We start from the raw sequence: 21,872 nt of genomic DNA, 5'->3' as shown, positions 1-21,872 counted from the left end.
TTCAGGTTAAACTGTACTTGAGTCATTTTTATTCCTCTTTTCATTGTTTATCGTGGTTGAAAACAGTGTTGCCAAAAGTGAATAAAATGACTCATTATTTTTACACAATTATACGGACTTAATCGAAAAACCCCCGAAAAGTGCTCATGGTGCTGTTCAATGAACAGTTTTTTGGGGAAAGGTCCAAGTGAAGTGCTCATGGGATGGTCCAATGAACACTTTATTGTGGAAAAACCCCCGAAAAGTGCTCATGGTGCTGTTCAATGAACAGTTTTTTGGGAAAAGGCCTCAGTGAATTGCTCATGGGATGGTCCAATGAACACTTTATTGTGGAAAAACCTCCGAAAAGTGCTCATGTCTGTACTATTTTGGACTTTTTAAGAGGATAAAAAAAGAGGCTGTTCAAAAGCCATGGTGTCAGGCACCACGTGAACAGCCCCTGTTGCGCTTTTACTAAACCTTTGCTCCTTTTTAGGGCGTCTGATTATACAGAACGAGCTACTTCGTAAGCTTCCCAAATAGCTGCGCGGATATTACGGACTTTTTTGCTGTCGCCTAAACGATAAACATTTGTATATTCGTTCTTCAGTTCATCGTATAAAGGGCTGGTGGATTTATAGCCGACCGAGATGATCACTTGGTCTGCCGCGAGTTCCTTTTCTTCGCCGTCCACTACGACTTTCGCCCCGGCAGCGGTCACTTCAGCCAATTTGGCATTGGTGACAATCTCCACGTTATTGAAAGCTAATAAGTCACGCAGCATGAAGTCATTCATTGGCGGTAGCGGAATGCCAGACGTCAGTATATCATTCATCGCTTCGACAATCGTTACCTTTTTCCCTTTTTGTGCCAGATCCAGCGCCAGCTCGCAGCCGACTAAACCGCCGCCGACAACCACGCAGGTCTCGTCTACCTTGTTTGGATCGAGCAACACATCTTGAGCATAATAAACATAATTACTTTCAATACCAGGCAGATTCAATTTGATTGGCTGGGAACCTTCCGCTAAAAATAGATAATCTGGTTGTAACACTTCGATTATTGCTTTACCAGCTTTCGTATTGAGGTGAACATCGACCCCTAATTTCTTCAACTCGTATTCATACCACTTGATGAGTTCACGGTCGTCCTTTTTGAAATCGGACATGCCTCCTGGAACGAGCTCGCCGCCCAAGCGATCTTTTGCTTCAAATAAGGAAACTTGATGTCCACGGATGGCGCTGACACGGGCTGCTTCCATCCCGGCAGGACCGCCGCCGACAACGACCACATTTTTCTGCTCTTTGGCCGGCTCGATACCGGTGAAGATTTCACGTCCGCATTCCGGATTGACGGCACATGAGCCGATTCCGCCTTCCAATAAACGGCCAAAGCAGCCATCATGGCAGCCCAGACATGGACGGATGTCATGCAGTTCTCCGGATTTTACTTTATTTACGTAGGCCGGATCCGCCAATAGAGGACGTCCTAAGCCAACGGCATCAATTTTTCCAGAATTTAAGGCTTCAACCGCCATATCCGGATCATCCATCCTGCCGGCGACCATCACTGGAGTGTTGGCTACTTCTTTTAACTTTTCACTCAGGTGCAGGTAGACTCCTTTTTCAAAATACATTGGTGGATGGGCCCAGTACCAGGAATCGTAGGAACCGGCATCGGCATCAAAGGCATCATAACCGGCTTCTTGTAAAATTTTTGCAGCTTCCAATGCTTCGTCAATATCGCGGCCCAACTCCTTGAAGTCTTCACCTGGCAGACCGCCTTGGCGGAGTTCTTTTATGTAGCTTTTTATACTAAAGCGAAGAACGACTGGGAAATCTTCGCCGCATGCGGCTTTAATGCCTTTGACGATTTCGGTCGCAAAACGGAGACGGCCTTCGAGATTGCCGCCATATTTATCCGTGCGCTGATTAAATAAGGCCATTGTAAAGCAATCCAGGAGATAACCTTCATGGACGGCATGAACTTCGACGCCATCAAATCCTGAATTTTTGGCGATTACAGCCGATTCAATCATTTTTTGGATAATATGTTCGACTTCTTCGGTTGTGATTTCACGGCATTCGGCATTCGGGATCCAACGGTTAGTTGTTGGTGACGGTGCCACAAAGCCGCCATGAACAGCAGTCGGTAAGGCTGAGCGCCCGAGGCCGGCAGTGATTTGCATGAAAATTTTTGTATCATAGGCATGAACGCGGTCCGTCAATTCACGGGCCCGTTTTTCATAGAATTCCGGTGATTTCGTAGGGCATGGAAAGAGGACGCCGGTATGCTGCTCGACATCATTTTCGACAAAGTGGGCCCCGGTAATAATCAGGCCGACTCCGCCCTTCGCTCGCTCCACATGGTATTGGATGCTCCGGTTTGTGTAGGCGCCATTTTCATCTACTTCTGACAAAGTTCCCATCGGCGCCATAAAGAACTTGTTTTTAATCTGGACCTTGCCAATTGTAAATGGCTCAAACAGGGGTTCATATTTTTTGTCCACATTGATCACGATCCTTATAGGTATTTTTTAAAAAATTGTGAACTACTGAACAAATTGTAAATCTTTATTTTCGGGAGAACAATGGGGGCACGAAAGTCTTAACAAAGTTTTCGAAATTGAACGCTTTAATTATAAAGAGATAACGAAATGGGATTGGATCAAAGAAAATTCAATTCCAAGATAAAAAGACTTTGAATTGCTCGATACCAGCGGATAGCAAAAAGACGGTTTCCATACTTCCTGTTATGAGCAGGAGCTGGGAAACCGTCCTTTCTTTAATTTTTTCGTTCAGCGGTGGATTCCCTGATGAGCAACTTAGTTGGCAGCAATATTTCATGGATGGGATCATCACGGTTTTCGATTCTCCAGCACAGCTGTTCAACCGCTTTTTTGCCAAAGTATTTCAGGTCTATATCTACAGTGGTGATTTTGGGGGTCGATATTTGTGATAATTGTCCGTTGTCAAAGCTGCAGATGGAAACATCGTCGGGAACTTTAAAGCCTTTTTGCTGCAGAAGTGACAGGATCAGGAATCCATGTCCGTCGTTGACGCAAAACCATGCTGTTGGCTTTCTTTCCAACCCTTCAAAAAAATCAGTTAATTCATCCTGATCTTCATGTGCTGTTTTAAACATAAAATCTTCGTTCGGAGTAATGCCGTATTTATTTAGAGCGAGCAGGTATCCTTCTAACCTTTCTTGATAGCTTGGTGAAAACTCTACATCTCCAATATAGGCAATATCACGATGGCCCAGTTTTATTAGGTGTTCGACGGCTGTAAATGCCCCAAAGCGATTATTGGTCAAGATCGAATCAGCCTGCAGCCATGGTTCGTGATGGTCGATTAAAACGGCCGGGATCCCTGTTTCGAGGATTTTTAAAATATAATCTGTGCTTATATGAGATAGAATCAGGATACCATCTATATTATGGGTAGAAAGCAGAGCAGGCAGGGTTAAGCTTTCTTTCGCCTCGCGATCAATTGATTCGATAAATAAGTTCATTCCGCGCTCTCTTACTTCTTTTTCAACGCTTAAATAAATTTCTCCAAAAAAGCTTTTAAATGAGAAAGCATAATCTGAGGCAATTAGGGCAATGTTTTTAGGTGCGTTTTGTTCAGCCGGCTTTGCCTTTCGTGATTTGGTATAATCATAACCTAACTCATCGGCCGTTAGTTGGACCAGCCGCCTTGTTTCCTCGCTGACACCCGGTTTTCCGGATAACGCCTGAGAAACAGAATTTTTTGAAATGTTGAGCCTGTCTGCGATATCCTGCATGGTAATTTTTCTGTCCATATTTAAACGATCTCCTCTAAATAATCAATAGATAAGCATGATTACGAATTTAGTTTGTAATTATATTGTAACGTTACAAAATATATTTAGCAATAGTAGAATTACCTTTTTAATAGTCCTATTTCATCGTTTTGTCATAATTTGCCCCAATATTTTATTTGACATTATATTATCAAGGTGTAATAATTACATTGTAAGGTTACAAAAATAGTTACAAACGAAATAAGTAATTTAATTTGTAATTTTAAAAAGAAAGAAATAAGAAAAGAGGGGTCCTGACAAACATCATTCGATCATTACCTTTCTATTTTACTCATTTTTGATAGCGTTACCATATTATTTTAGTAGATTTGCTTTTACTAATTAGGTTTATCATGGATGGTCATAATAATAACTGGAGGGAAGAAGAATGAAAGTTAAAAAGGTTGCATCAGTCCTATTAGCGGCTTCACTTGCTGTATCCGGACTGGCCGCTTGTTCCGGGAAGGATCAAAGCAAAGGAGAAAGTTCAAAGGATGGAGTAACAACGATTGAGTTTTGGGCAGCTCCAAACCCAACACAGCAAGTATATTGGAAGGAAGTAGCGCAACAGTTTACCAAAGAAAACCCAAAAATCAAAGTGAATGTAAGCCCAATGAAAGAAAGTCCAACTTCGGAAGCTAGTATTCAATCTGCAATTGCCGGCGGCAGCGCTCCAACAATGTCTGAGAATATTAACCGTGGATTTGCTGCTCAATTAGCTGAAAGTAAAGCGCTTGTTCCGCTTGATACTTTAGCTGGCTGGGATGAAGTGAAAAAAGAACGCAATATGGAAAATACCATGAAGGGTTGGCAATTTGCCGATAGCCATCAATATGTATTGCCAATCTATTCAAACGCTATGTTGTTTGGCTGGAGAATTGATGTTCTAAAAGAACTTGGCTATAACGAAGCGCCAAAAACTTATAGCGAAATGTTGGATGTAGCGAAAAAATTAAAACAAAAATATCCTGATAAATATGTCTGGGCAAAAGCGGACCTTGCTGACCCAACTGCTTGGAAAAGATGGTTCGACTTCTTTATGCTATATGATGCCGCTTCAAATGGGAATAAATTTATCGAAGGTACAAAGTTTACCGGGGATCAAAAAGCCGGTGAACAAGTGCTGACATTAATGGCTGTCCTGCAAAAGAATAAGGCGCTATTAACGAAACAAGCGAAGGATCCATTTGAAAATGCTTTAGGAATTTTCTCGGATATTGGTCCATGGACGATTGCTTATTGGAAAGATAAATTCCCGAAAATGAAATATAACGAAACCTATACATTATCATTACCTCCAGTCCCAGATGGTGTGGATACGACGAATGTTAAGACATTTGCTGATACAAAAGGTTTGGTCATTTATGCTTCTGCAACCAAAGCACAACAAGAAGCAGCAATGAAATTTATTAAATGGGTTTATTCAAAACCTGAAAATGATGTGAAATGGCTTGAAAAAACAAGCTTACCGCCTGCGCGTGATGATTTAACAACTAATGATTCTTTTAAAGCGTTCTTTGACAAGAATCCAGCGTTACAACCATATGCTGCAGCTGTACCAAATGCAATTCCGCCAATGGATAACGCAAAATACAATGACCTGCAAACGATTATTGGTCAACAGGCATTCAATCCGGTTGTAAAGGGAGAGAAAGATCCGAAAACAGCCTGGCAGGATATGCAAAAGGCAATTGAGGGGGCTCTCAAATAATGAGAACAAAGGAAGGACGGTTGGGCTGGCTTTTTGCCAGTCCTTATCTTTTATATGCGGTCGTTTTTTTCTTGATTCCGCTCGTTTGGTCGCTCTTTTTGTCGGCGACGAATTGGAACTTAATTTCACCGACCTTTAGTTTTGTCGGAATTCAGAACTATCTTGAGGCGTTTAAAAGCCCTGGGGTACAGGCCGCCTTTTTTGTAGCCTTTAAATTTATGGCTGTATTCGTACCTTTGGTGATTGCTTTATCGATTATTGTCGCATTAATTGTTCAAGGTCTGCCAAGATTTAAAGGGATATTTTTAATTGGCTTCTTCTTGCCTTATTTAGCATCGGGTGTTGTCTCGTCTTTAATCGTTAAAGGGATCTTATCTTACAACAGCCCTGTAAATGAATTTTTGCGGAAGGCCTTTGGATTGGATATTGACTGGCTGGGGTCGCCATTTGCCGCCCTGTTCGTAGTCGCCTTGATTATCGCTTGGAAATTTACCGGATATTATGCCTTAATCCTAACGTCCGGCTTTGAAAGCATCAATAAAGAGGTATATGAAGCGGCGATGATTGATGGGGTCAATGCTTGGCAGCGGTTTTGGAAAATTACCTTTCCTCTGCTTTATCCGGCGTTATATACCGTTTTAATTTTAGCGATTGGTGTTACATTCGGTATTTTTACTGAAGTGTACCAGTTAACCGGCGGGGGACCGAACTTTGCCACGAATACATGGCAAATGGAGATTTTCAGCCGAGCCTTCACGAATCTTCAAGCTGGCTATGCATCAGCCATTGCCATTATTGCTTCAGTTGTCACATTTATTTCTATTTATGTCATTCGAAAACTATTAGAACTATGGGGGAAACGAAATGGCTGGGACTAAGAAAAAAGGTTTATGGTTTCGTTACCTAATAGCGGTGGCCTTTTTACTCGTTATGATCTTTCCTTATATCTATATGGTATTGAATTCCTTTGCGGATTGGGATCAAGTGGACAGAAAGTTAATTCCCACTCATTACACTCTCAAGTCTTATCAATGGCTCTTGGGTGGTGGAGAAGCGGTCATCCCAAGGCCATGGATTCATGCATTTTTCAACAGCTTTATTGTATCTGCCGGATCGACATTTTTGATGATGGTAACGGCTGTAATGGTTGCTTATGCCTTAGCAAAAATCCCTTTTAAAGGAAGAAATACGATTAATAACATTATTCTGTTTCAAATGTTCTTCCCGGCGATTATTTTGCTGATCCCAACTTTCCTGGTGATTCAAAAGGTAGGGATGTACGACTCTTACTGGGGAATGATTTTGCCAAAAGCGCTTAGCTTATGGGCCATCTTCATGTATACAAACTTTTTCAAGGCGATTCCGGAAACCTTTATCGAGGCTGCGAAACTGGATGGGGCCAGCAACCTGCAGATTATGTTTAAAATTGTGCTGCCAATGTCCAAATCGATTACAACGGTTATTTTCTTATTCTTATTTATGGAAAGATGGACAGAGCTGTTATGGGACATGATTGTTACGAAAAGCGACAATATGTTAACGCTGAACGTCTTGTTATCACAAATGTTTGGTCCTTACGGCGGCTATCCAGGCCCCATGTATGCGGCCTCTGTTTTATTGACCATGCCAATCATTCTTATCTTCTTGGCTTTCGCGAAAAAGTTCCAGGAAGGTATGCAATTTACGCTTAAATAAAATAGCCGGGAGCTGCTATCGTTATGAAGAAATGGTGGAAAGAAGCCGTATTTTATGAAATCTATATGCCAAGCTTTAAAGATGGAAATGGAGATGGAATTGGCGATTTTGCCGGGATTACCTCAAAACTTGATTATTTGAAGGAATTGGGGATTGATGGTTTGTGGCTGACGCCTTTTTATCCATCGCCAAAAGTCGATAACGGCTATGATATTGCTGATTATTATGATATCGACCCTGATTATGGAACGCTGAGCGATTTTGAGCGATTGATCAAAGAAGCTCATCAGCGGAATATTCGAGTCATTGCTGATTTGGTATTGAACCATACATCGAGCGCCCATCCGTGGTTTCAGGAATCCCGCTCCTCCAAAGATCATCCAAAGCGGGATTGGTATATTTGGCGCGATCAGCCCAATAATTGGGAATCATTCTTTGGCGGTCCGGCATGGGAATGGGATGAAGAAACTAATCAATATTACTATCATGCCTTTGCCAAAGAACAAGTGGATTTAAATTGGGCCAATCCCGAGGTTAAACAAGCAATGTTTGACGTGATGAAGTTTTGGCTTGAAAAGGGAGTCGACGGCTTCAGGCTTGACGTCATTAACTTTTTGACAGTTCGTGATTTGTTTCCAGACAATCCGTTTGATGCTGCTAAACAGGAACAAATCCATGTATATGATAAGGACCAAGACGGGGTTTTAGAGGTTATTTCGGAAATTGCTGCTTTCGTTCATCAATATCCCGACAAATTCCTTGTCGGGGAGGTTGGTTCCGAGGATTTGGATGTTTTGAAACACTATTCGGGCACCGGCAAGCTTGATGTGGTATTTAATTTTAACATTGGCAGTATCGAAGAGTTTAATCCGAAAAAACTTTATCAGGAGTTATCGGCAACTGAAAAGACTTATGACCTGGAACAAACGCCAACTTTATTCTTTTCCAGCCATGATATGCCACGGTTTATTTCTCGTTTTGGCGGCGGTGAAGACCGGGCGAAACAATTTGCTGCCTTTATGCTGACAGCAAAAGGGGTGCCGTTTATCTATTTTGGTGATGAAATTGGTATGCGTGATTGGGTGACAGATGACATTGAAAAAATGCAGGATGTTCAAGGAAGAATTGCCTATACGCTGGCATTGGAGGAAGGCAAGTCTGACGATGAAGCCCTCTTGATTGCTAATGATAAATCACGTGATAAGTCACGAACTCCGATGCAATGGAATGGAGATATCTATGCAGGATTTTCAGAGACGGAGCCTTGGATTACGATCCCAGCTGATTATCGGGAAGTAAATGTCGAGAAACAGCTTCAAGATCCAAATTCGATGCTGTCCTTTTACAAGCAATTGTTACAGCTGCGAAGGGAACACCCATCGTTACGCACGGGTGAGTATGAGTTATTTGATTATGATTCAGGCATGATCTATTTCGTTCGAAAAGATCCTTCAGAAAGGGTTCTTGTCCTATTCAATTTCACCGACCAGATCAAAACATTAGATCTAGATCGGTATTTTTCAACCGATGTGAAATTATTACTATCAACTAAGCGAAAACCAATCGAGGCTGGTAATACCGTAAAGATTCTTCCCGATGAAGCCTTGATAGTAAAGGAGGAAAAAGGGTGACCGGATTACAGAAAGGCAACGTGAAAACATGTGAACAGCTGCTGCAGGAATTTTCCGTAAGATCTGTTCAAGTTGAAAAAATCCGCTTCTCTGGAGTTGGCGAAAAGGATGTCTATAATATAACGGCACCATTTGAAGATGAAGGTGAGCTTGTCATTGCGGGACGGGTGGAAGCGCGTGACAGTGAACATTCCCAGGTTCACTTTTTTGTCGAGCGGGGCGGGCAGTGGATTCCAAGAGAAAACGCCCCTGTATTTGAGCTGCAGGATCCTTTTTTTACGAAAATAGCCAGTGAACTGGTGTTGGGAGGCGTACAAATTTTTCCTCACGCTACTCTTGCTGGTCAGCTGGGCTGGCGCACCGTACTTTATCGGGGCAAGTCGATTGCCGAATTAACTGAATTTGCCAAGGGCCCGAACGGCATGAAGGACCTCCGTCTGATTGAGCTAAAGGACGGAACAATTGGCGTGTTGACAAGGCCGCAGGGAGAAAAGGGCGGTCGGGGAAAAATTGGCTGGACACGTATTTCCTCGTTAGCGGAACTGTCAATTGAGGTCATCAATAAGGCGCCTTTATTGGAGGGACAATTTATTGACGAACAGTGGGGCGGTTGCAATGAACCACATTTATTGGCACATGGTTTAGTAGGTGTTTTAGGGCATATTGCTAATTTTGATACGGAAGGGAATCGTCATTATTATCCAATGGTTTTTGCTCTTGACCCAGATACCGGGGAAATCTCCGATATGAAGTTAATTGCAGTGAGAAGTCAGTTTCTGCCCGGGCCTGCAAAACGTCCAGATTTAATCGATGTCGTCTTTAGCGGCGGGCTTGTCCGTCAGGCTGATGGCAACGCTGTATTATATGCCGGGATTAGTGATGCAGAAGCGCAAAAGATGATTCTGCCCGATCCTTTTTTACAATATGAACGTTAATTTATGAATAGGAGCATTAAAAATGAAAGTATATCGATATGAACAAAACCCATTGGTTACCCCTGCCGATGTTAAGCCCCATCGGGACGACTTCGAGGTAATCGGTGCGTTTAATGCTGGTGTTACCACCTATCAAGATGAAACGATTATGCTGCTGCGCGTAGCGGAGCGGCCCATTAGCGAAGATCCAAACATAATAAAAGCTCCGATTTACAATCCTGACAAGGGACAGCTGGAAATTTTAGAATTACGTTTAGATGACCCTAAATATAATTTTTCCGATCCCCGGGTCATTCGTGAAAATGACTCATCCGAAGGGTTTAAATACTTAACTTCTTTATCATATTTGCGGATTGCCAGAAGTAAAGACGGTCATCATTTTACAATTGATGACAAGCCGTTTGTGTACCCTTCTAATGAATTGGAGACGTTTGGAATTGAGGATCCGCGGATTACTAAAATCGATGATACGTATTATATCTACTTTAGTGCGGTTTCTCCTGTTGGTGTTGGAGAGGCGATGGTTTCAACCAAGGATTTTATCCATCTTGAGCATCACGGGATGATTTTTGCGCCGGAAAACAAGGATGTATTGATTTTCCCGGAAAAAATTAATGGCAAATACTATGCGCTTCACCGACCTGTTCCACGAAGTGTGGGTAAACCAGAAATTTGGATTGCTGAATCTACCAACCTTTTACATTGGGGAAATCATAAATACTTGCTGGGTTTACGAGAAGGCATGTGGGATAGCGGCCGTATGGGCGGAGGCGCCGTGCCGATTAAGACAGAAAAAGGCTGGCTCGAGATTTACCACGGGGCGTCCAAGGATGACCGCTATTGTATGGGGGCGGTGCTTTTGGATTTGGAAGATCCGACAAAGGTCATCGCTCGTTCAGATAAGCCTGTACTTGAGCCGGAGGCTGACTATGAAGTGGATGGTTTCTTTGGAAATGTCGTCTTTTCCTGCGGCGCAGTTGTTGCTGGCGACGTGGTAAAACTGTATTACGGGGTCGCTGATACATCCATGGCTTGCGCAGAATTAAGCTTGCAGGAAATCCTTGATTCTCTAAACTATGGAAATTAGTAGGTAACGGGCCATAATTGCCGCAGCAATTCTGGTCCTTTTAAGTGTGCATCTACTTTTTGAATCACTTCAGCAAAGAACAAGGCAGGCGAAGTTTCAATGAAATTAAATGATAACTGGAAAATTCGGCAATTTGATGTGGGAGCTGCTCGTGATCTTGAAGTGGCTTCCCCGGAATATATTGATTATTTTTGGATGACAACGAAGGTACCGGGTGATGTTCATTCTACCTTAATCGAGCACAAGCTGATCGATGCCCCCTTTTACGGTCATAACGATTTAAAATGCCAGTGGGTGGAGGAAAAGGTATGGTGGTATCGCAGCACCTTTGAATTTCATGCTGATATAAGTCAGGAAGACCGCTATGAATTAATTTTTGACGGACTGGATACCTTTGCCACCGTCTATTTAAACGGAATTGAGCTAGGTTCAACGGAAAATATGTTTATTAGCCATACCTTTGAAGTGACAAGGGAGCTGCGGCATGGAAAAAATGTTTTGGCGGTTAAATTTGACCCTGTTCATATTCACGTGAAGGATAAGGTGCAATATTATTGGTCTGGTTTTAGTAAAAAGCGGATTTGGACGAGAAAAGCCCAAAGCCATTATGGCTGGGATTGGGGACCTCGTCTGGTTACTGCTGGCATTTGGAAAGATGTTCATTTAGAAAAAAGAACAGCAGCCAAAATTGATGCCGTGTTTGCCAAAACGACGTCTATTTCAGCAGATCAAGCGCGAGTTGCAATTGAGCTAGAGATTGAAAAGTTTCACAGCAATAAAAGTTTCGAGGTGCAGGTCAGCCTTGTGGATTCTGATAATGCGGTTACGGTTACGGCTCATCAAAAGATTGTCGGTAAAAGCACGGTAATGAATTTGGAAGTGCCTGCTCCCAAGCTGTGGTGGACCCATGATATTGGAACACCACATTTGTATCAGCTTCAGGTAGTTTTGTTTGCAGATGGGATCCAAATTGATTGCCGAAGTGAGGATTTTGGGATAAGGACGATAGAGGTAATGCAGACGGATGAGAAAGGAAACCATCGTTTCACCTTTGTTCTAAATGGAGTGAAGATTTTTGCTAAAGGAGCTAATTGGATTCCCATTGATAGCTTTATCGGGGCCGTACCGGATTCTCGCTACCAGCATTTAATCGGAATGGCGAAGGATGCCAATATGAATATGCTTCGTGTTTGGGGCGGCGGCATTTATGAAAGGGAAGTCTTTTATCACGAATGCAACCGGCTGGGAATTTTAGTTTGGCAGGATTTTATGTTTGCCTGTGCCTTGTATCCTGATTACAACAGAAATTTCATGGCTAATGTGCGCGCGGAAATCATCCAGATTGTCAAGCGATTACGCAATCAGCCGTGTTTGGCGATTTGGTGTGGTAATAATGAGAATGATTGGCTCTACGAGGCTCTGGCAGCTTCAGGGGAAATCCCGCATCCTTTTTATGGAGAAAAGATCTATCATGAATTAATGCCCGAGCTGTTGGCAGAATTGGACCCAACCAGACTGTTTTGGCCAAGCTCGCCCTTCGGAGGGAATGACCATAACTCAAGGGAACAAGGCGACACTCATAATTGGCAGGTTTGGCATGGAAATATTGAGCCGAGAAAGTTTGGTGAACCGCAAAGGGTGGATTACAGCGTAGCAGGTTTATCGTTTAAAAACTTTAAAAACGATACAACCCTGTTTGCCAGTGAATTTGGAATGCATGCCTCATCAAACCGCTATACTTTAGAGCGCAATATTCCGAAGGAGCAATTTTTCTGGGGCAGTGAAGAAATGGCATACCGCAATAAAGATATCCATCATCCAAAGGGCATTTTGTTGATGGAAGGGTATACGGGGGTTCCCCAGAATCTCGATGAGTACATTGCTTATTCGATGTTAACCCAAGCGGAAGGCTTGAAGTTTGGGATTGAGCACTATCGCAGGAACAAACCGCATACGAGCGGAACATTGGTTTGGCAGCTCAATGATTGCTGGCCGGGAACAAGCTGGTCGGTGATCGATTATTATCTGTTGCCGAAGGCTGCTTATCATTATGCACGGAAGTTTTACAGCCCAATTTTATTAACGGCAGACCATGAACCGGGTGAAAAAATCGCCATTTGGGTTGTCAATGATCGATTATCTGCCTACAAGGATGAGATTGAATTGGCAGTCTATCACTATAATGGGGAAAAAGTCTTTTCCAAGACATGGTCTGTATTGGTTGAGGCCAATGTTTCAAAACAGATTGATATAGTAGTGGAAACTGAGGCATTAGGCAGGCTTAATCCGACAGATGCCGTTATGGTGCTCCGCTCGAAAAATCATCAAGTCTATGAAAATATGTATTATTTCCGTGATCAAAAGGATTTAAGCTTAGGTTGTGCTGAGTTAACGGTAAAGGTAAATAAAGCTGCAGGTGAGTTAACCATTACCACGAATGTATTGGCACGGATGGTAACGATTGAACTGGATATGGAGCAGTTAATTATCGAGGATAATTTCTTTGATCTGCTTGCCTATGAATCCAAAACAATTAAAGTTTCGCAGGCGCAGGGAAAAGAAATTCCTTGGGGTACATTAAGAGTCAGTGCACTTAATAGTACGGGTATTTTTAAGTTTGGAGATGAGACGAATGAAAGCAGCGGTGTTACAAGGCGTTAAGCAATTAGAGGTTATCGATTGGGCCTATCCCAAACCGGCAGAAAAGGAAGTGGTCATTAAGGTCAAAAGCTGCGGTATTTGTGGGACCGATCAGCATATATATCATGGGCACCCGGGATCTGCCGAGGTCCATACCCCGATTGTTCTTGGCCATGAATTAGCGGGGGAGGTAGTCGAGATAGGTTCAGAGGTTACGAACTTGGAAATAGGGGACCGGGTTTCAATTGATCCCAATATTTATTGTGGGACTTGTAAATATTGCCGTAGTAACAGGGCACATTTATGTGACCATCTTCAGGCAGTAGGTGTGACCCGGGATGGCGGTATGGGTGAATACTGTACAGTACCGGCGGCAAATTGCTACCCCTTTCCTGACAATTTAACGTTTGAAGAAGGATCACTGATCGAGCCTTTGGGCTGTGTGTTGCATGGCTTTAAAAAGATTCAACTATCCCCACTTTCAAGGGTATTGATTATTGGCGGCGGCTTTATTGGACAGTTATTTTTACAATTGGTCAAACAGCAGCATGTCCAATCAATTATCGTGAGCGAGCCTGCCGAGAATAAAAAAGATCTCTTGTATAGGCTTGGCGCCGACCAGGTAATCAATCCATTCCATTCTTCTAAGTTGGCGGCAGACGTTGTGATTGAATGTGTCGGCAGACCGGAAAGTATGGAGCTGGCTGTTCGTTCTGCTGCTAAAGGCGGGCAGGTATTGCTTTTTGGAGTAGCTGCTCCGGAAACGGTTATGATGGTCTCACCGTTTGAGATTTTTTCTAAAGAGCTGACTATCAAGGGCTCGTTCGTCAATCCCTTCACACATGAAGAAGCTATTTCCTTAATTGAAAAAGGGGTGGTAGACGTCAAATCACTTATTTCTCATCGCTTTACCGTTGACGAGCTGCCGAAGGTGATGGGGGATTTTGCAAGCTTGCACGTTTCCAAGGCTGTTATTCTTTACGAATAAGAACAGGGTGTAATAAAATCTGTTTTTTGAAGGGTCATTTAGATGATAAAAATTTTTAATTCCTTTTCAACTGAGTTGAAATTTTACCTAATCATGAATGGTTTGTTTTCCTTTGGCACGTCTCTGTCAGCTATTTTTCAAAGTGTCTTTTTATGGAAATTGGACAAAACGTATTCCTTATTGGCCTATTACAGCTTATTTTGGTCGGTTTCGATTATCTTTTGTTTTGGAATATGTGCGTGGTTTGCCAGGAAAACCAGTCCGATGATTACGATGCGCTTAGGGTTTATTTTTTACCTTATTACGTATTTAATCATGCTGCTATTTCACCATAGCTTAAGCCATCACATTTTTTTGATGGGGATCTCCATGGGCTTGGCGATGAGCTTGTATTATGTCGGGGTGCATATGGCTGTACTGGACCTGACAACTAATGATAAACGTGACCAATTTTTATATATTGAGGGAATTTTGTTTACTGTTGGCGGGATCATCGCTCCTTTTCTTTCTGGGATCATTATCTCTCAATTTAAAGGGATGATCGGATACTATATTGTCTTTATTGCAACCTGTATTTTCTTTTTTCTTTCATTTTTGGTTTCGTTAAAAGTAAAGGGAAATCCTGTTTCTGAAAAAAGCTATCTCTGGGAGGTACTGAAGAATCCATCGCGGGAATGGAAAAGAATGTATCCGGTTATGCTGGCTGATGGGGTTGTTTCGGGAGTCTATACGACCTTCCTTATTACGATGATTACATTCAAGGTGGCTGGCGGGGAATTTAGCCTGGGTGTCTTTAACACAGCAGCTGAGGTAATGTCGATGTTGGCTTTTTATGTATTGGCCAAGTTTTCAAATCCCGATTATCGCATTGCTATTTTTTCGATTGGCTCCATTAGTATTTTATTAGGATCGATTTTAATCTCGGCCTATCCGGTAATCCTATCATTAATTATTTTTGCTGTGATTCAGCCGGTTGCGATGAATATGATTAACACATCGATGAATGCGATGATTTACTCTTCGATTGAAAAGGATCCACAATATAAAGTTAGACGACTGGATTATATCATTATTCGTGAAATTCCACTTGGAGTTGGTAGAATAATAGGTGTATTGATCTTTTTGCTGATGAGAAAATACTTAAATATGGAACAACTGTTGCCGATTTCGTTTAGTCTTTTTCCAATTATTTATGTGATAATGGTTCCAACGTTATATTGGATTTGGAAAAAGCCAAGCCTGGTGACAAAGAACGGGAATGGTTAGTTTGCTTTTTTCAAAAAAGCATCCCGTTACTTCTGGTAAAATATATGATTGAGCGGTAGGAGGGAAATGTTAATGTTAGGGGCAATTGAAGCAGGTGGAACAAAATTTGTTTGTGCTGTTGGGGATGAAAAGGGAAATATCGTGGACCGGGTTCAGATTCCAACGACGATTCCTGAAGAAACAATTGGGAAGGTGATCGAGTTTTTTCAAGGACATTCAATCAAGGCGATTGGAGTGGGCTCTTTTGGACCGATCGACGTTGACCGCGAAAGTCGCACTTACGGGTACATAACGTCGACTCCAAAACCGGGATGGCGGAATTATCCGTTTGTCCAAACATTGAAGGATGCGTTGGCTCTACCCGTAGGTTTTACGACGGATGTGAATGCCGCTGCCCTGGGCGAGGTAACGCTGGGGGCGGCCACAGGGGTAGACAGCTGTTTATATATTACCGTCGGGACAGGAATCGGCGCTGGTGCGGTCGTTCACGGACAGATTCTTGAAGGGCTTTCCCATCCTGAAATGGGGCATATTCTGATCCGGCGTCACCCAAACGATTCTTATCAGGGCAAATGCCCTTATCACCATGATTGTCTGGAAGGCTTGGCTTCCGGGCCGGCGATCGAAGAACGTTGGGGCGATAAAGGGGTCCAGCTTGCTGACCGGGCAGAGGTGTGGGACCTAGAAGGGTATTATCTGGCACAGGCTTTGATGCAATATATTTTGATTCTTTCGCCAAAGAGGATTATCCTAGGTGGTGGAGTCATGAAGCAACAGTCGGTATTTACAGCAATCTATCGGTATTTGCCGGAGTTTGTTCAAAATTATATCTCATTGCCCGAGCTGCCTGATTATATTGTTAGCCCAGGTTTGGGAGACAATGCCGGGATTACCGGAGCGCTGATCCTGGCCCAGCATGCGTTAGACGCGTGAAAGCGTCATCGCGGCCTCTCGCATTTTTCATACTGAATTTCATTCAAAATTATTGCTATTTTTGATTCGCTAATAAAACCTTTCAATCCGCTAATAAGTGATCTGAATTCGCTAATATAACTTAAAAATTTGCTAATAAATTTATTAAATTCGCTAATTAGCTATGACTCTACACTGTATTTTGTCTTTTAAGAGTGATTTTAAAAAAAAGTTATCACCATGAAATGTAATGGGAGGTTTACAATGTACAATAATGAGCCGATTTTTTTGCAGCCAGTATTTCAGGAAAGGATTTGGGGCGGGCAAAAGTTAAGCACAGAATTTCATTATCAGATACCGTATGAGCGAACAGGAGAAGCTTGGGTAATCTCCGCTCATCCGCATGGCCCAAGCGTGATTATGAACGGCCCGCTTGCGGGGAAGACGTTGGTGGATGCCTGGAAAGATCATAAGGAACTTTTTAATAAAGATGCGGGCGAAACAGGAGAGTACCCATTACTCATTAAAATCCTCGATGCCGCTGATGATTTATCTGTTCAAGTCCATCCAAATGATGAATTTGCCCGTGAAGTGGAAGGCGTTCCTTATGGCAAAACGGAATGCTGGTATGTGTTAAGTGCGGAAGACGGGGCTGAGCTTGTATATGGCCACCATGCCAAGACAAAAGAGGAATTGGTCTCGATGATTGACCAAGGGGAATGGGACAGGCTGTTAAGGCGCATTAAAGTCAAGGCCGGCGACTTTGTCTATGTTCCCAGCGGTACCATTCATGCGATTGGAAGAGGCATCGTCATTCTCGAAACGCAGCAAAGCTCTGATATCACATATCGTGTTTATGATTATGATCGGACAGATGCTACCGGTAAGAAGCGCGAACTGCATTTGGAACGGGCCAAACAAGTGACTACTGTTCCCCATCAGGATGCGGTTTTAGAGCAGACGGAAACCGTGAATGGCGGCTTAGTTGAAAAGAAATTAGTAGAAGAACAGTATTTTACCGTGTCTCATTGGCAAGTAGACGGACAGGCCAATTGTAAAATGACAGCAGATTACCTGCAGGTGAGTGTCATCGAAGGGAAAGCTGTGCTCACAATTGCTGGACAGTCCTTCGACGTCAAAAAAGGCAGCCAATTTATCCTGCCTCATGGTGTTCGGGAATATCAATTAGAGGGAAAAGCGGAATGTATTGTTTCGCATGAATAAGTAAAAATTGTCACTCAGGAGTTTTTTTAAAAAAGGGTTTAAAGCATGGGGGAATGCCCTCATGCTCTTTTCTTACGCAGGAAAGGGGGTAAAGATCTGAACGGTGTCAGCCATCGTTTATTTTTTAAATAAAGTGGTGGAAAAAGCAACGTTGAGGACGACTTGAGTGTCGTTCTTTTTTCAAACGAGGGAAATAGGAAGCTCACGGAAAATTCTTCTGGAAAATTGTCGTGTGAAAATCCAATTCAATTAAACGTTTGTTTAAAATGACAAGATTTTTAAATATTTAGTGGCCAGACTCATTACCTACCAAGGAATTGGCTATTTTTAATCAAACGATTGTTTAACTTTGCTTAGCAGGACAATGTTGAAATTTGTCAGCGGTTAAACCTGAATCATCATTTTTTCAAAAAAAGAATGATGATTTTTTTTTGAGCAAAAAAGTGTCTCTCGAAGATCATCTCTGCTGAAGATTTTGAAATCCGAGCAACTTTGATTAGTAAAATAATTTTTACACCAACGCAGATTCCTTATGAAAAAAGGATATTTTCCTAGAAAAAATATTTTACACGTAAAAATTTTTTTACAACAGAGAATATTGGATTCTATTTTTTCTATCCGTTCTTTTTAAATTGAGTGACAAAATGCTCACCATTTCACATGTTAGTCACAAATTCGTGATATTCCTGTCAAAATTTCAGCGGCATAATTTTAAAATTTGGCACGGATGATGCAAATATATAAGGACGAAACCATGGTTTTTAGTACAAAGAGTTTTAGTTTCCTACAAAACATTCTAATTGAAGGGTGGGTGGCTTTTTCAAAGAGAGGATTTCAAAGAATGTGTTTAGCTAATAAGGAAGTGAAAATTTTTCCAAAATTTATACTCCCTTATGTCGCATAAATTCAACTACGCCTCATGAACCGTCCTTAAGGACTCGTCAGTCGGCAAGTTTTCATTTAATCGCAAACTTAAAGCTGAAAGCAGAATACAATTCTTGAAAACCAATCTACCAACAAACTTCTCCAGGCCCATAATAAGCAAAAACAATTAGATGGACCAACATTTGGAATTTTAATTTAGGTAGGAGTGGGATCTTTATGGAACCAAATAAGAAAAAATTGAGTCTTGATCACGCCATATTTTGGCCGCCATTAATCATTATTGCTATTGTATGTGCATTCATTATCAAAAATCCTGAGCAGGCAAACAAAATATCGGGAAGTGCCTTAAGCTGGGTAACCAACAACCTTGGCTGGGCCTTTGAATGGTACGTCATTATTATGTTTGCGATCTGTATGTATTTCGTTTTTGGAAAGCTCAAAGATAAGAGATTGGGAGACGGCCCGCCAGAATTCAGTACGTTTTCTTGGCTCGGAATGATGTTTACCTCTACGTCAAGTGCAGCTCTCATTTATTGGGCATCGATTGAATGGCTCTATTATATGCAAAGTCCGCCGCATGGCGCTAAACCATACTCAACGGAAGCGGCTATGTGGGGATCTGCTTATGGGATGTATCACTGGGGACTTATTCCTGTTGCCATGTATGTAGTTGTCGGTGTAGCCATTGGATACAACTTCTTTGTTAAGAAAAGAGATGTCATTAAACCAAGCAGTGTGTGCGGCGTTTTAGGCAAGCGGAAAGAGGGCTGGCTCGGGAAAGTGATTGACGTCCTCTATATTATTGGGATGGTTGCCGGCGTGGGAACATCGTTAGGCTTAGGTACTCCACTTGTAGCTGAACTTATTTCCAAGATTTTTGGAGTTAAACATACCTTATCGCTGGACGGTTCGATTCTGATCGCCTGGATTGCCTTATTCATCATCACTCTCTATTTCGGTTTACAGAAGGGGATCAAATTCCTTAGCGACCTCCGGGTTTGGCTGGCATTTGGAGTTATCATATTCGTTCTAATTTTTGGGAACATGTCTTATATTTTAAACGGCTTTACAGATGCAGTTGGCATGATGCTGCAAAATCTAATCGTTATGACCTTTTATACCGATACATTTGGAAAATCCGGTTGGCCGCAAGGTTGGACGATTTTCTATTGGGCTTGGTTCTTGAACTGTGTATTATCTTATGCGATTTATCTTGTCAAAATTTCCAAAGGAAGAACGATTCGCGAATTTGCGCTCGGCGTTTTAGGATCGATTACCATTGGTGAAATGGTGTTCTTCGGTGTGTTTACCCCTTACAGCATGAATATTTACTATAAAGGAATTATTGATATTCCAGCGATCTTTGCAAAATTTGGAGCACCACATACCATCGTCGAAATTTGGTCTACTTTACCGCTAGCTGCAATCGTTTTACCTGTTTTACTTGTATATTGTTTTGTTTCTACTGGTACATTCATCAACGGTGTGGCTTATACGTTGGCAATGGTTACGACGAAAGGGATTACCGAAAATGATGAACCTTCAAGATTTAATCGTATTTCCTGGGCGTTGATTCTTGGTTTATTAGCGATTTCATTATTGTTACTAGGTGGACTGCAGCCGTTACAAACTTCCTCTGTTATCGGCGGCTTGCCAATGATGGTCGTTTGTATCATTATTCCGATTTCTTTCTTCAGAGAAATTAAGAAGACCGGCTGGGGCGGTATTGAGCAAGATTTAAATGCAAATGTAGCGATGAATCTGAAAAAGAAAAAACAAAGTGTCTAGAAAAAACAACCGGATAAACATTTGTAAAAAAGCAAGTTTTCTCTGCCGCTTAGGCAGAGAAACTGCTTAATTGATAGATTTAGGAGGTTTCAACAATGGATTTCAGACTTACAGATGAACAGGAATTATTAGTAAAAGGTATTCAGGATTTAATGGCAAGAGAAAACTGGGAAAGTTATTTTGCAGAATGTGATGCCAAAAGTGAATACCCTGAAAGATTTGTAAAAGAACTAGCTGATTTAGGTGTGGACAGTCTTTTGTTACCTGAAGAATATGATGGCTTTGATGCAGGATTGGTAACGGTAACAGCTGTTTGGGAGGAACTTGGAAGGCTGGGTGCCCCGACTTATGTGTTATATCAGCTGCCTGGATTTAATACGATTTTGCGTGAAGGTACCGAGGAGCAAATCGAGAAGATTATGGCTTTACGTGGTACCGGCAAGCAAATGTGGAATTCAGCAATTACTGAACCAGGAGCAGGATCAGATGTTGGTAGCCTGCAAACAACGTACACCCGTAAAGATGGAAAAGTATATTTAAACGGCCATAAAACATTTATCACAAGCAGTGCAAAAGCTCCTTACCTGGTGGTTATGGCCAGAGATTCCGAAAACTACGATACCTTCACAGAATGGTTTGTCGATATGAAGAAACCAGGAATCAAGCTGGAAAAGCTGACAAAGCTTGGTTTACGAATGGACAGCTGTTGCGAAATCTACTTCGACAATGTGGAATTAGAAGAAAAGGATATGTTTGGTAAAGAAGGCAACGGCTTTAACCGTGTGAAAGAAGAATTTGACTTTGAACGCTTCCTCGTTGCCTGCACGAACTATGGTACGGCTTATTGTGCGCTTGAAGATGCCGCGAAATATGCGAACCAACGGGTCCAATTCGGTGAGGCGATTGGAAGAACGCAATTAATTCAAGAGAAGTTCTGCAACATGGCAATCAAAGTAACGAACATGCGCAATATGTTATATGAAGCTGCTTGGAAATATGATCATGGCATGATGACTTCCGGAGATGCGGCAATGTGTAAATATTACTGTGCCAATGCTGCCTTTGAAGTGGTTGATGATGCGATGCAGGTTTTAGGCGGCGTAGGTATTGCTGGTGACCACCGCATCAGCCGTTTCTGGCGCGACCTTCGTGTGGACCGCGTTTCTGGTGGAACCGATGAAATGCAAATTCTTACTGCAGGTAGAGCAGTGCTTAAAAAATATCGTAATCAATAAATAGCAATTTTTCGCTAGGAATAGTTGTTTAACAGCAATGGTGATCCGCTCAAGAGGAGGAAATGAATCGA

At 42.2% G+C, this 21,872-nt stretch carries 15 protein-coding genes; 13 read left to right on the top strand and 2 right to left on the bottom strand.

Annotated features, from left to right (window positions below; translation table 11 throughout):
• Positions 1-484 precede the first annotated feature (484 nt).
• Positions 485-2,488, bottom strand: a complete 2,004-nt coding sequence (locus JK635_RS21605; RefSeq protein WP_368857111.1) for an oxidoreductase — start codon at positions 2,486-2,488, stop codon at positions 485-487.
• Between the two features lie 275 nt (positions 2,489-2,763).
• Positions 2,764-3,783, bottom strand: a complete 1,020-nt coding sequence (locus tag JK635_RS21600; protein ID WP_202655993.1) for a LacI family DNA-binding transcriptional regulator — start codon at positions 3,781-3,783, stop codon at positions 2,764-2,766.
• A gap of 409 nt (positions 3,784-4,192) precedes the next feature.
• Between JK635_RS21600 and JK635_RS21595 the strand changes: the two genes are divergently transcribed.
• The 13 genes from JK635_RS21595 to caiA all read left to right on the top strand — a co-directional run bounded on the left by JK635_RS21595 (position 4,193) and on the right by caiA (position 21,801).
• Complete coding sequence (locus JK635_RS21595; protein WP_202655992.1) at positions 4,193-5,515, top strand: extracellular solute-binding protein; 1,323 nt, start codon at positions 4,193-4,195, stop codon at positions 5,513-5,515.
• Entirely contained in the window at positions 5,515-6,393 is an 879-nt protein-coding gene (locus JK635_RS21590) for a carbohydrate ABC transporter permease (RefSeq protein ID WP_202655991.1), read from the top strand. The genes JK635_RS21595 and JK635_RS21590 overlap by 1 nt, the downstream gene beginning before the upstream one ends.
• On the top strand, positions 6,380-7,210 hold the full coding sequence (locus JK635_RS21585; protein WP_202655990.1) for a carbohydrate ABC transporter permease: 831 nt from the start codon (positions 6,380-6,382) through the stop codon (positions 7,208-7,210). The genes JK635_RS21590 and JK635_RS21585 overlap by 14 nt, the downstream gene beginning before the upstream one ends.
• A gap of 23 nt (positions 7,211-7,233) precedes the next feature.
• Positions 7,234-8,841, top strand: coding sequence for a glycoside hydrolase family 13 protein (locus tag JK635_RS21580; RefSeq protein WP_235888290.1), 1,608 nt, complete (start codon positions 7,234-7,236; stop codon positions 8,839-8,841).
• Positions 8,838-9,776, top strand: coding sequence for an MTP-1 family protein (locus JK635_RS21575; protein WP_202655989.1), 939 nt, complete (start codon positions 8,838-8,840; stop codon positions 9,774-9,776). The genes JK635_RS21580 and JK635_RS21575 overlap by 4 nt, the downstream gene beginning before the upstream one ends.
• 22 nt (positions 9,777-9,798) lie before the next feature.
• Entirely contained in the window at positions 9,799-10,863 is a 1,065-nt protein-coding gene (locus JK635_RS21570) for a BtaManbiosPhlase (protein WP_202655988.1), read from the top strand.
• 99 nt (positions 10,864-10,962) lie between these two features.
• A complete protein-coding gene (locus JK635_RS21565) occupies positions 10,963-13,524 on the top strand; it encodes a glycoside hydrolase family 2 protein (protein ID WP_202655987.1) in 2,562 nt (853 codons plus the stop codon).
• Positions 13,496-14,491: a zinc-dependent alcohol dehydrogenase family protein gene (locus tag JK635_RS21560; protein ID WP_202655986.1), complete on the top strand. Its 996-nt coding sequence runs from the start codon at positions 13,496-13,498 to the stop codon at positions 14,489-14,491. Before JK635_RS21565 ends, JK635_RS21560 begins: the two co-directional genes overlap by 29 nt.
• Before the next feature lie 42 nt (positions 14,492-14,533).
• Positions 14,534-15,757 (top strand): MFS transporter, encoded by a 1,224-nt coding sequence (locus tag JK635_RS21555; protein ID WP_202655985.1) that lies wholly within the window; start codon positions 14,534-14,536, stop codon positions 15,755-15,757.
• 72 nt (positions 15,758-15,829) lie between these two features.
• Positions 15,830-16,690 (top strand): ROK family protein, encoded by an 861-nt coding sequence (locus JK635_RS21550; protein ID WP_202655984.1) that lies wholly within the window; start codon positions 15,830-15,832, stop codon positions 16,688-16,690.
• Positions 16,691-16,933: 243 nt separating this feature from the next.
• Positions 16,934-17,893 (top strand): mannose-6-phosphate isomerase, class I, encoded by a 960-nt coding sequence (gene manA, locus JK635_RS21545; RefSeq protein WP_202655983.1) that lies wholly within the window; start codon positions 16,934-16,936, stop codon positions 17,891-17,893.
• 1,101 nt (positions 17,894-18,994) lie between these two features.
• Positions 18,995-20,566, top strand: a complete 1,572-nt coding sequence (gene caiT, locus JK635_RS21540; RefSeq protein ID WP_202655982.1) for an L-carnitine/gamma-butyrobetaine antiporter — start codon at positions 18,995-18,997, stop codon at positions 20,564-20,566.
• 95 nt (positions 20,567-20,661) lie between these two features.
• Positions 20,662-21,801 carry a crotonobetainyl-CoA dehydrogenase gene (gene caiA / locus JK635_RS21535; RefSeq protein WP_202655981.1) on the top strand — a complete coding sequence of 380 codons (1,140 nt, stop codon included), beginning with the start codon at positions 20,662-20,664 and terminating at the stop codon, positions 21,799-21,801.
• The last annotated feature ends 71 nt before the right edge of the window (positions 21,802-21,872 follow it).

This window comes from Neobacillus paridis, from assembly GCF_016765675.1.
In the GTDB taxonomy this organism is placed as follows: domain Bacteria; phylum Bacillota; class Bacilli; order Bacillales; family Cytobacillaceae; genus Neobacillus; species Neobacillus paridis.
Note: the sequence above shows the minus strand (reverse complement) of the source record. Positions and strands in the feature narration are given on the sequence as shown.

What these genes read in the sequence shown, in the direction of transcription:
- JK635_RS21600 (WP_202655993.1), bottom strand. Translation starts at nt 3,783, where the DNA reads ATGGACAGAAAAATTACCATGCAGGATATCGCAGACAGGCTCAACATT.
- JK635_RS21595 (WP_202655992.1), top strand. Translation starts at nt 4,193, where the DNA reads ATGAAAGTTAAAAAGGTTGCATCAGTCCTATTAGCGGCTTCACTTGCT.
- JK635_RS21590 (WP_202655991.1), top strand. Translation starts at nt 5,515, where the DNA reads ATGAGAACAAAGGAAGGACGGTTGGGCTGGCTTTTTGCCAGTCCTTAT.
- JK635_RS21585 (WP_202655990.1), top strand. Translation starts at nt 6,380, where the DNA reads ATGGCTGGGACTAAGAAAAAAGGTTTATGGTTTCGTTACCTAATAGCG.
- JK635_RS21580 (WP_235888290.1), top strand. Translation starts at nt 7,234, where the DNA reads ATGAAGAAATGGTGGAAAGAAGCCGTATTTTATGAAATCTATATGCCA.
- JK635_RS21570 (WP_202655988.1), top strand. Translation starts at nt 9,799, where the DNA reads ATGAAAGTATATCGATATGAACAAAACCCATTGGTTACCCCTGCCGAT.
- JK635_RS21565 (WP_202655987.1), top strand. Translation starts at nt 10,963, where the DNA reads ATGAAATTAAATGATAACTGGAAAATTCGGCAATTTGATGTGGGAGCT.
- JK635_RS21560 (WP_202655986.1), top strand. Translation starts at nt 13,496, where the DNA reads ATGAAAGCAGCGGTGTTACAAGGCGTTAAGCAATTAGAGGTTATCGAT.
- JK635_RS21555 (WP_202655985.1), top strand. Translation starts at nt 14,534, where the DNA reads ATGATAAAAATTTTTAATTCCTTTTCAACTGAGTTGAAATTTTACCTA.
- JK635_RS21550 (WP_202655984.1), top strand. Translation starts at nt 15,830, where the DNA reads ATGTTAGGGGCAATTGAAGCAGGTGGAACAAAATTTGTTTGTGCTGTT.
- manA (WP_202655983.1), top strand. Translation starts at nt 16,934, where the DNA reads ATGTACAATAATGAGCCGATTTTTTTGCAGCCAGTATTTCAGGAAAGG.
- caiT (WP_202655982.1), top strand. Translation starts at nt 18,995, where the DNA reads ATGGAACCAAATAAGAAAAAATTGAGTCTTGATCACGCCATATTTTGG.
- caiA (WP_202655981.1), top strand. Translation starts at nt 20,662, where the DNA reads ATGGATTTCAGACTTACAGATGAACAGGAATTATTAGTAAAAGGTATT.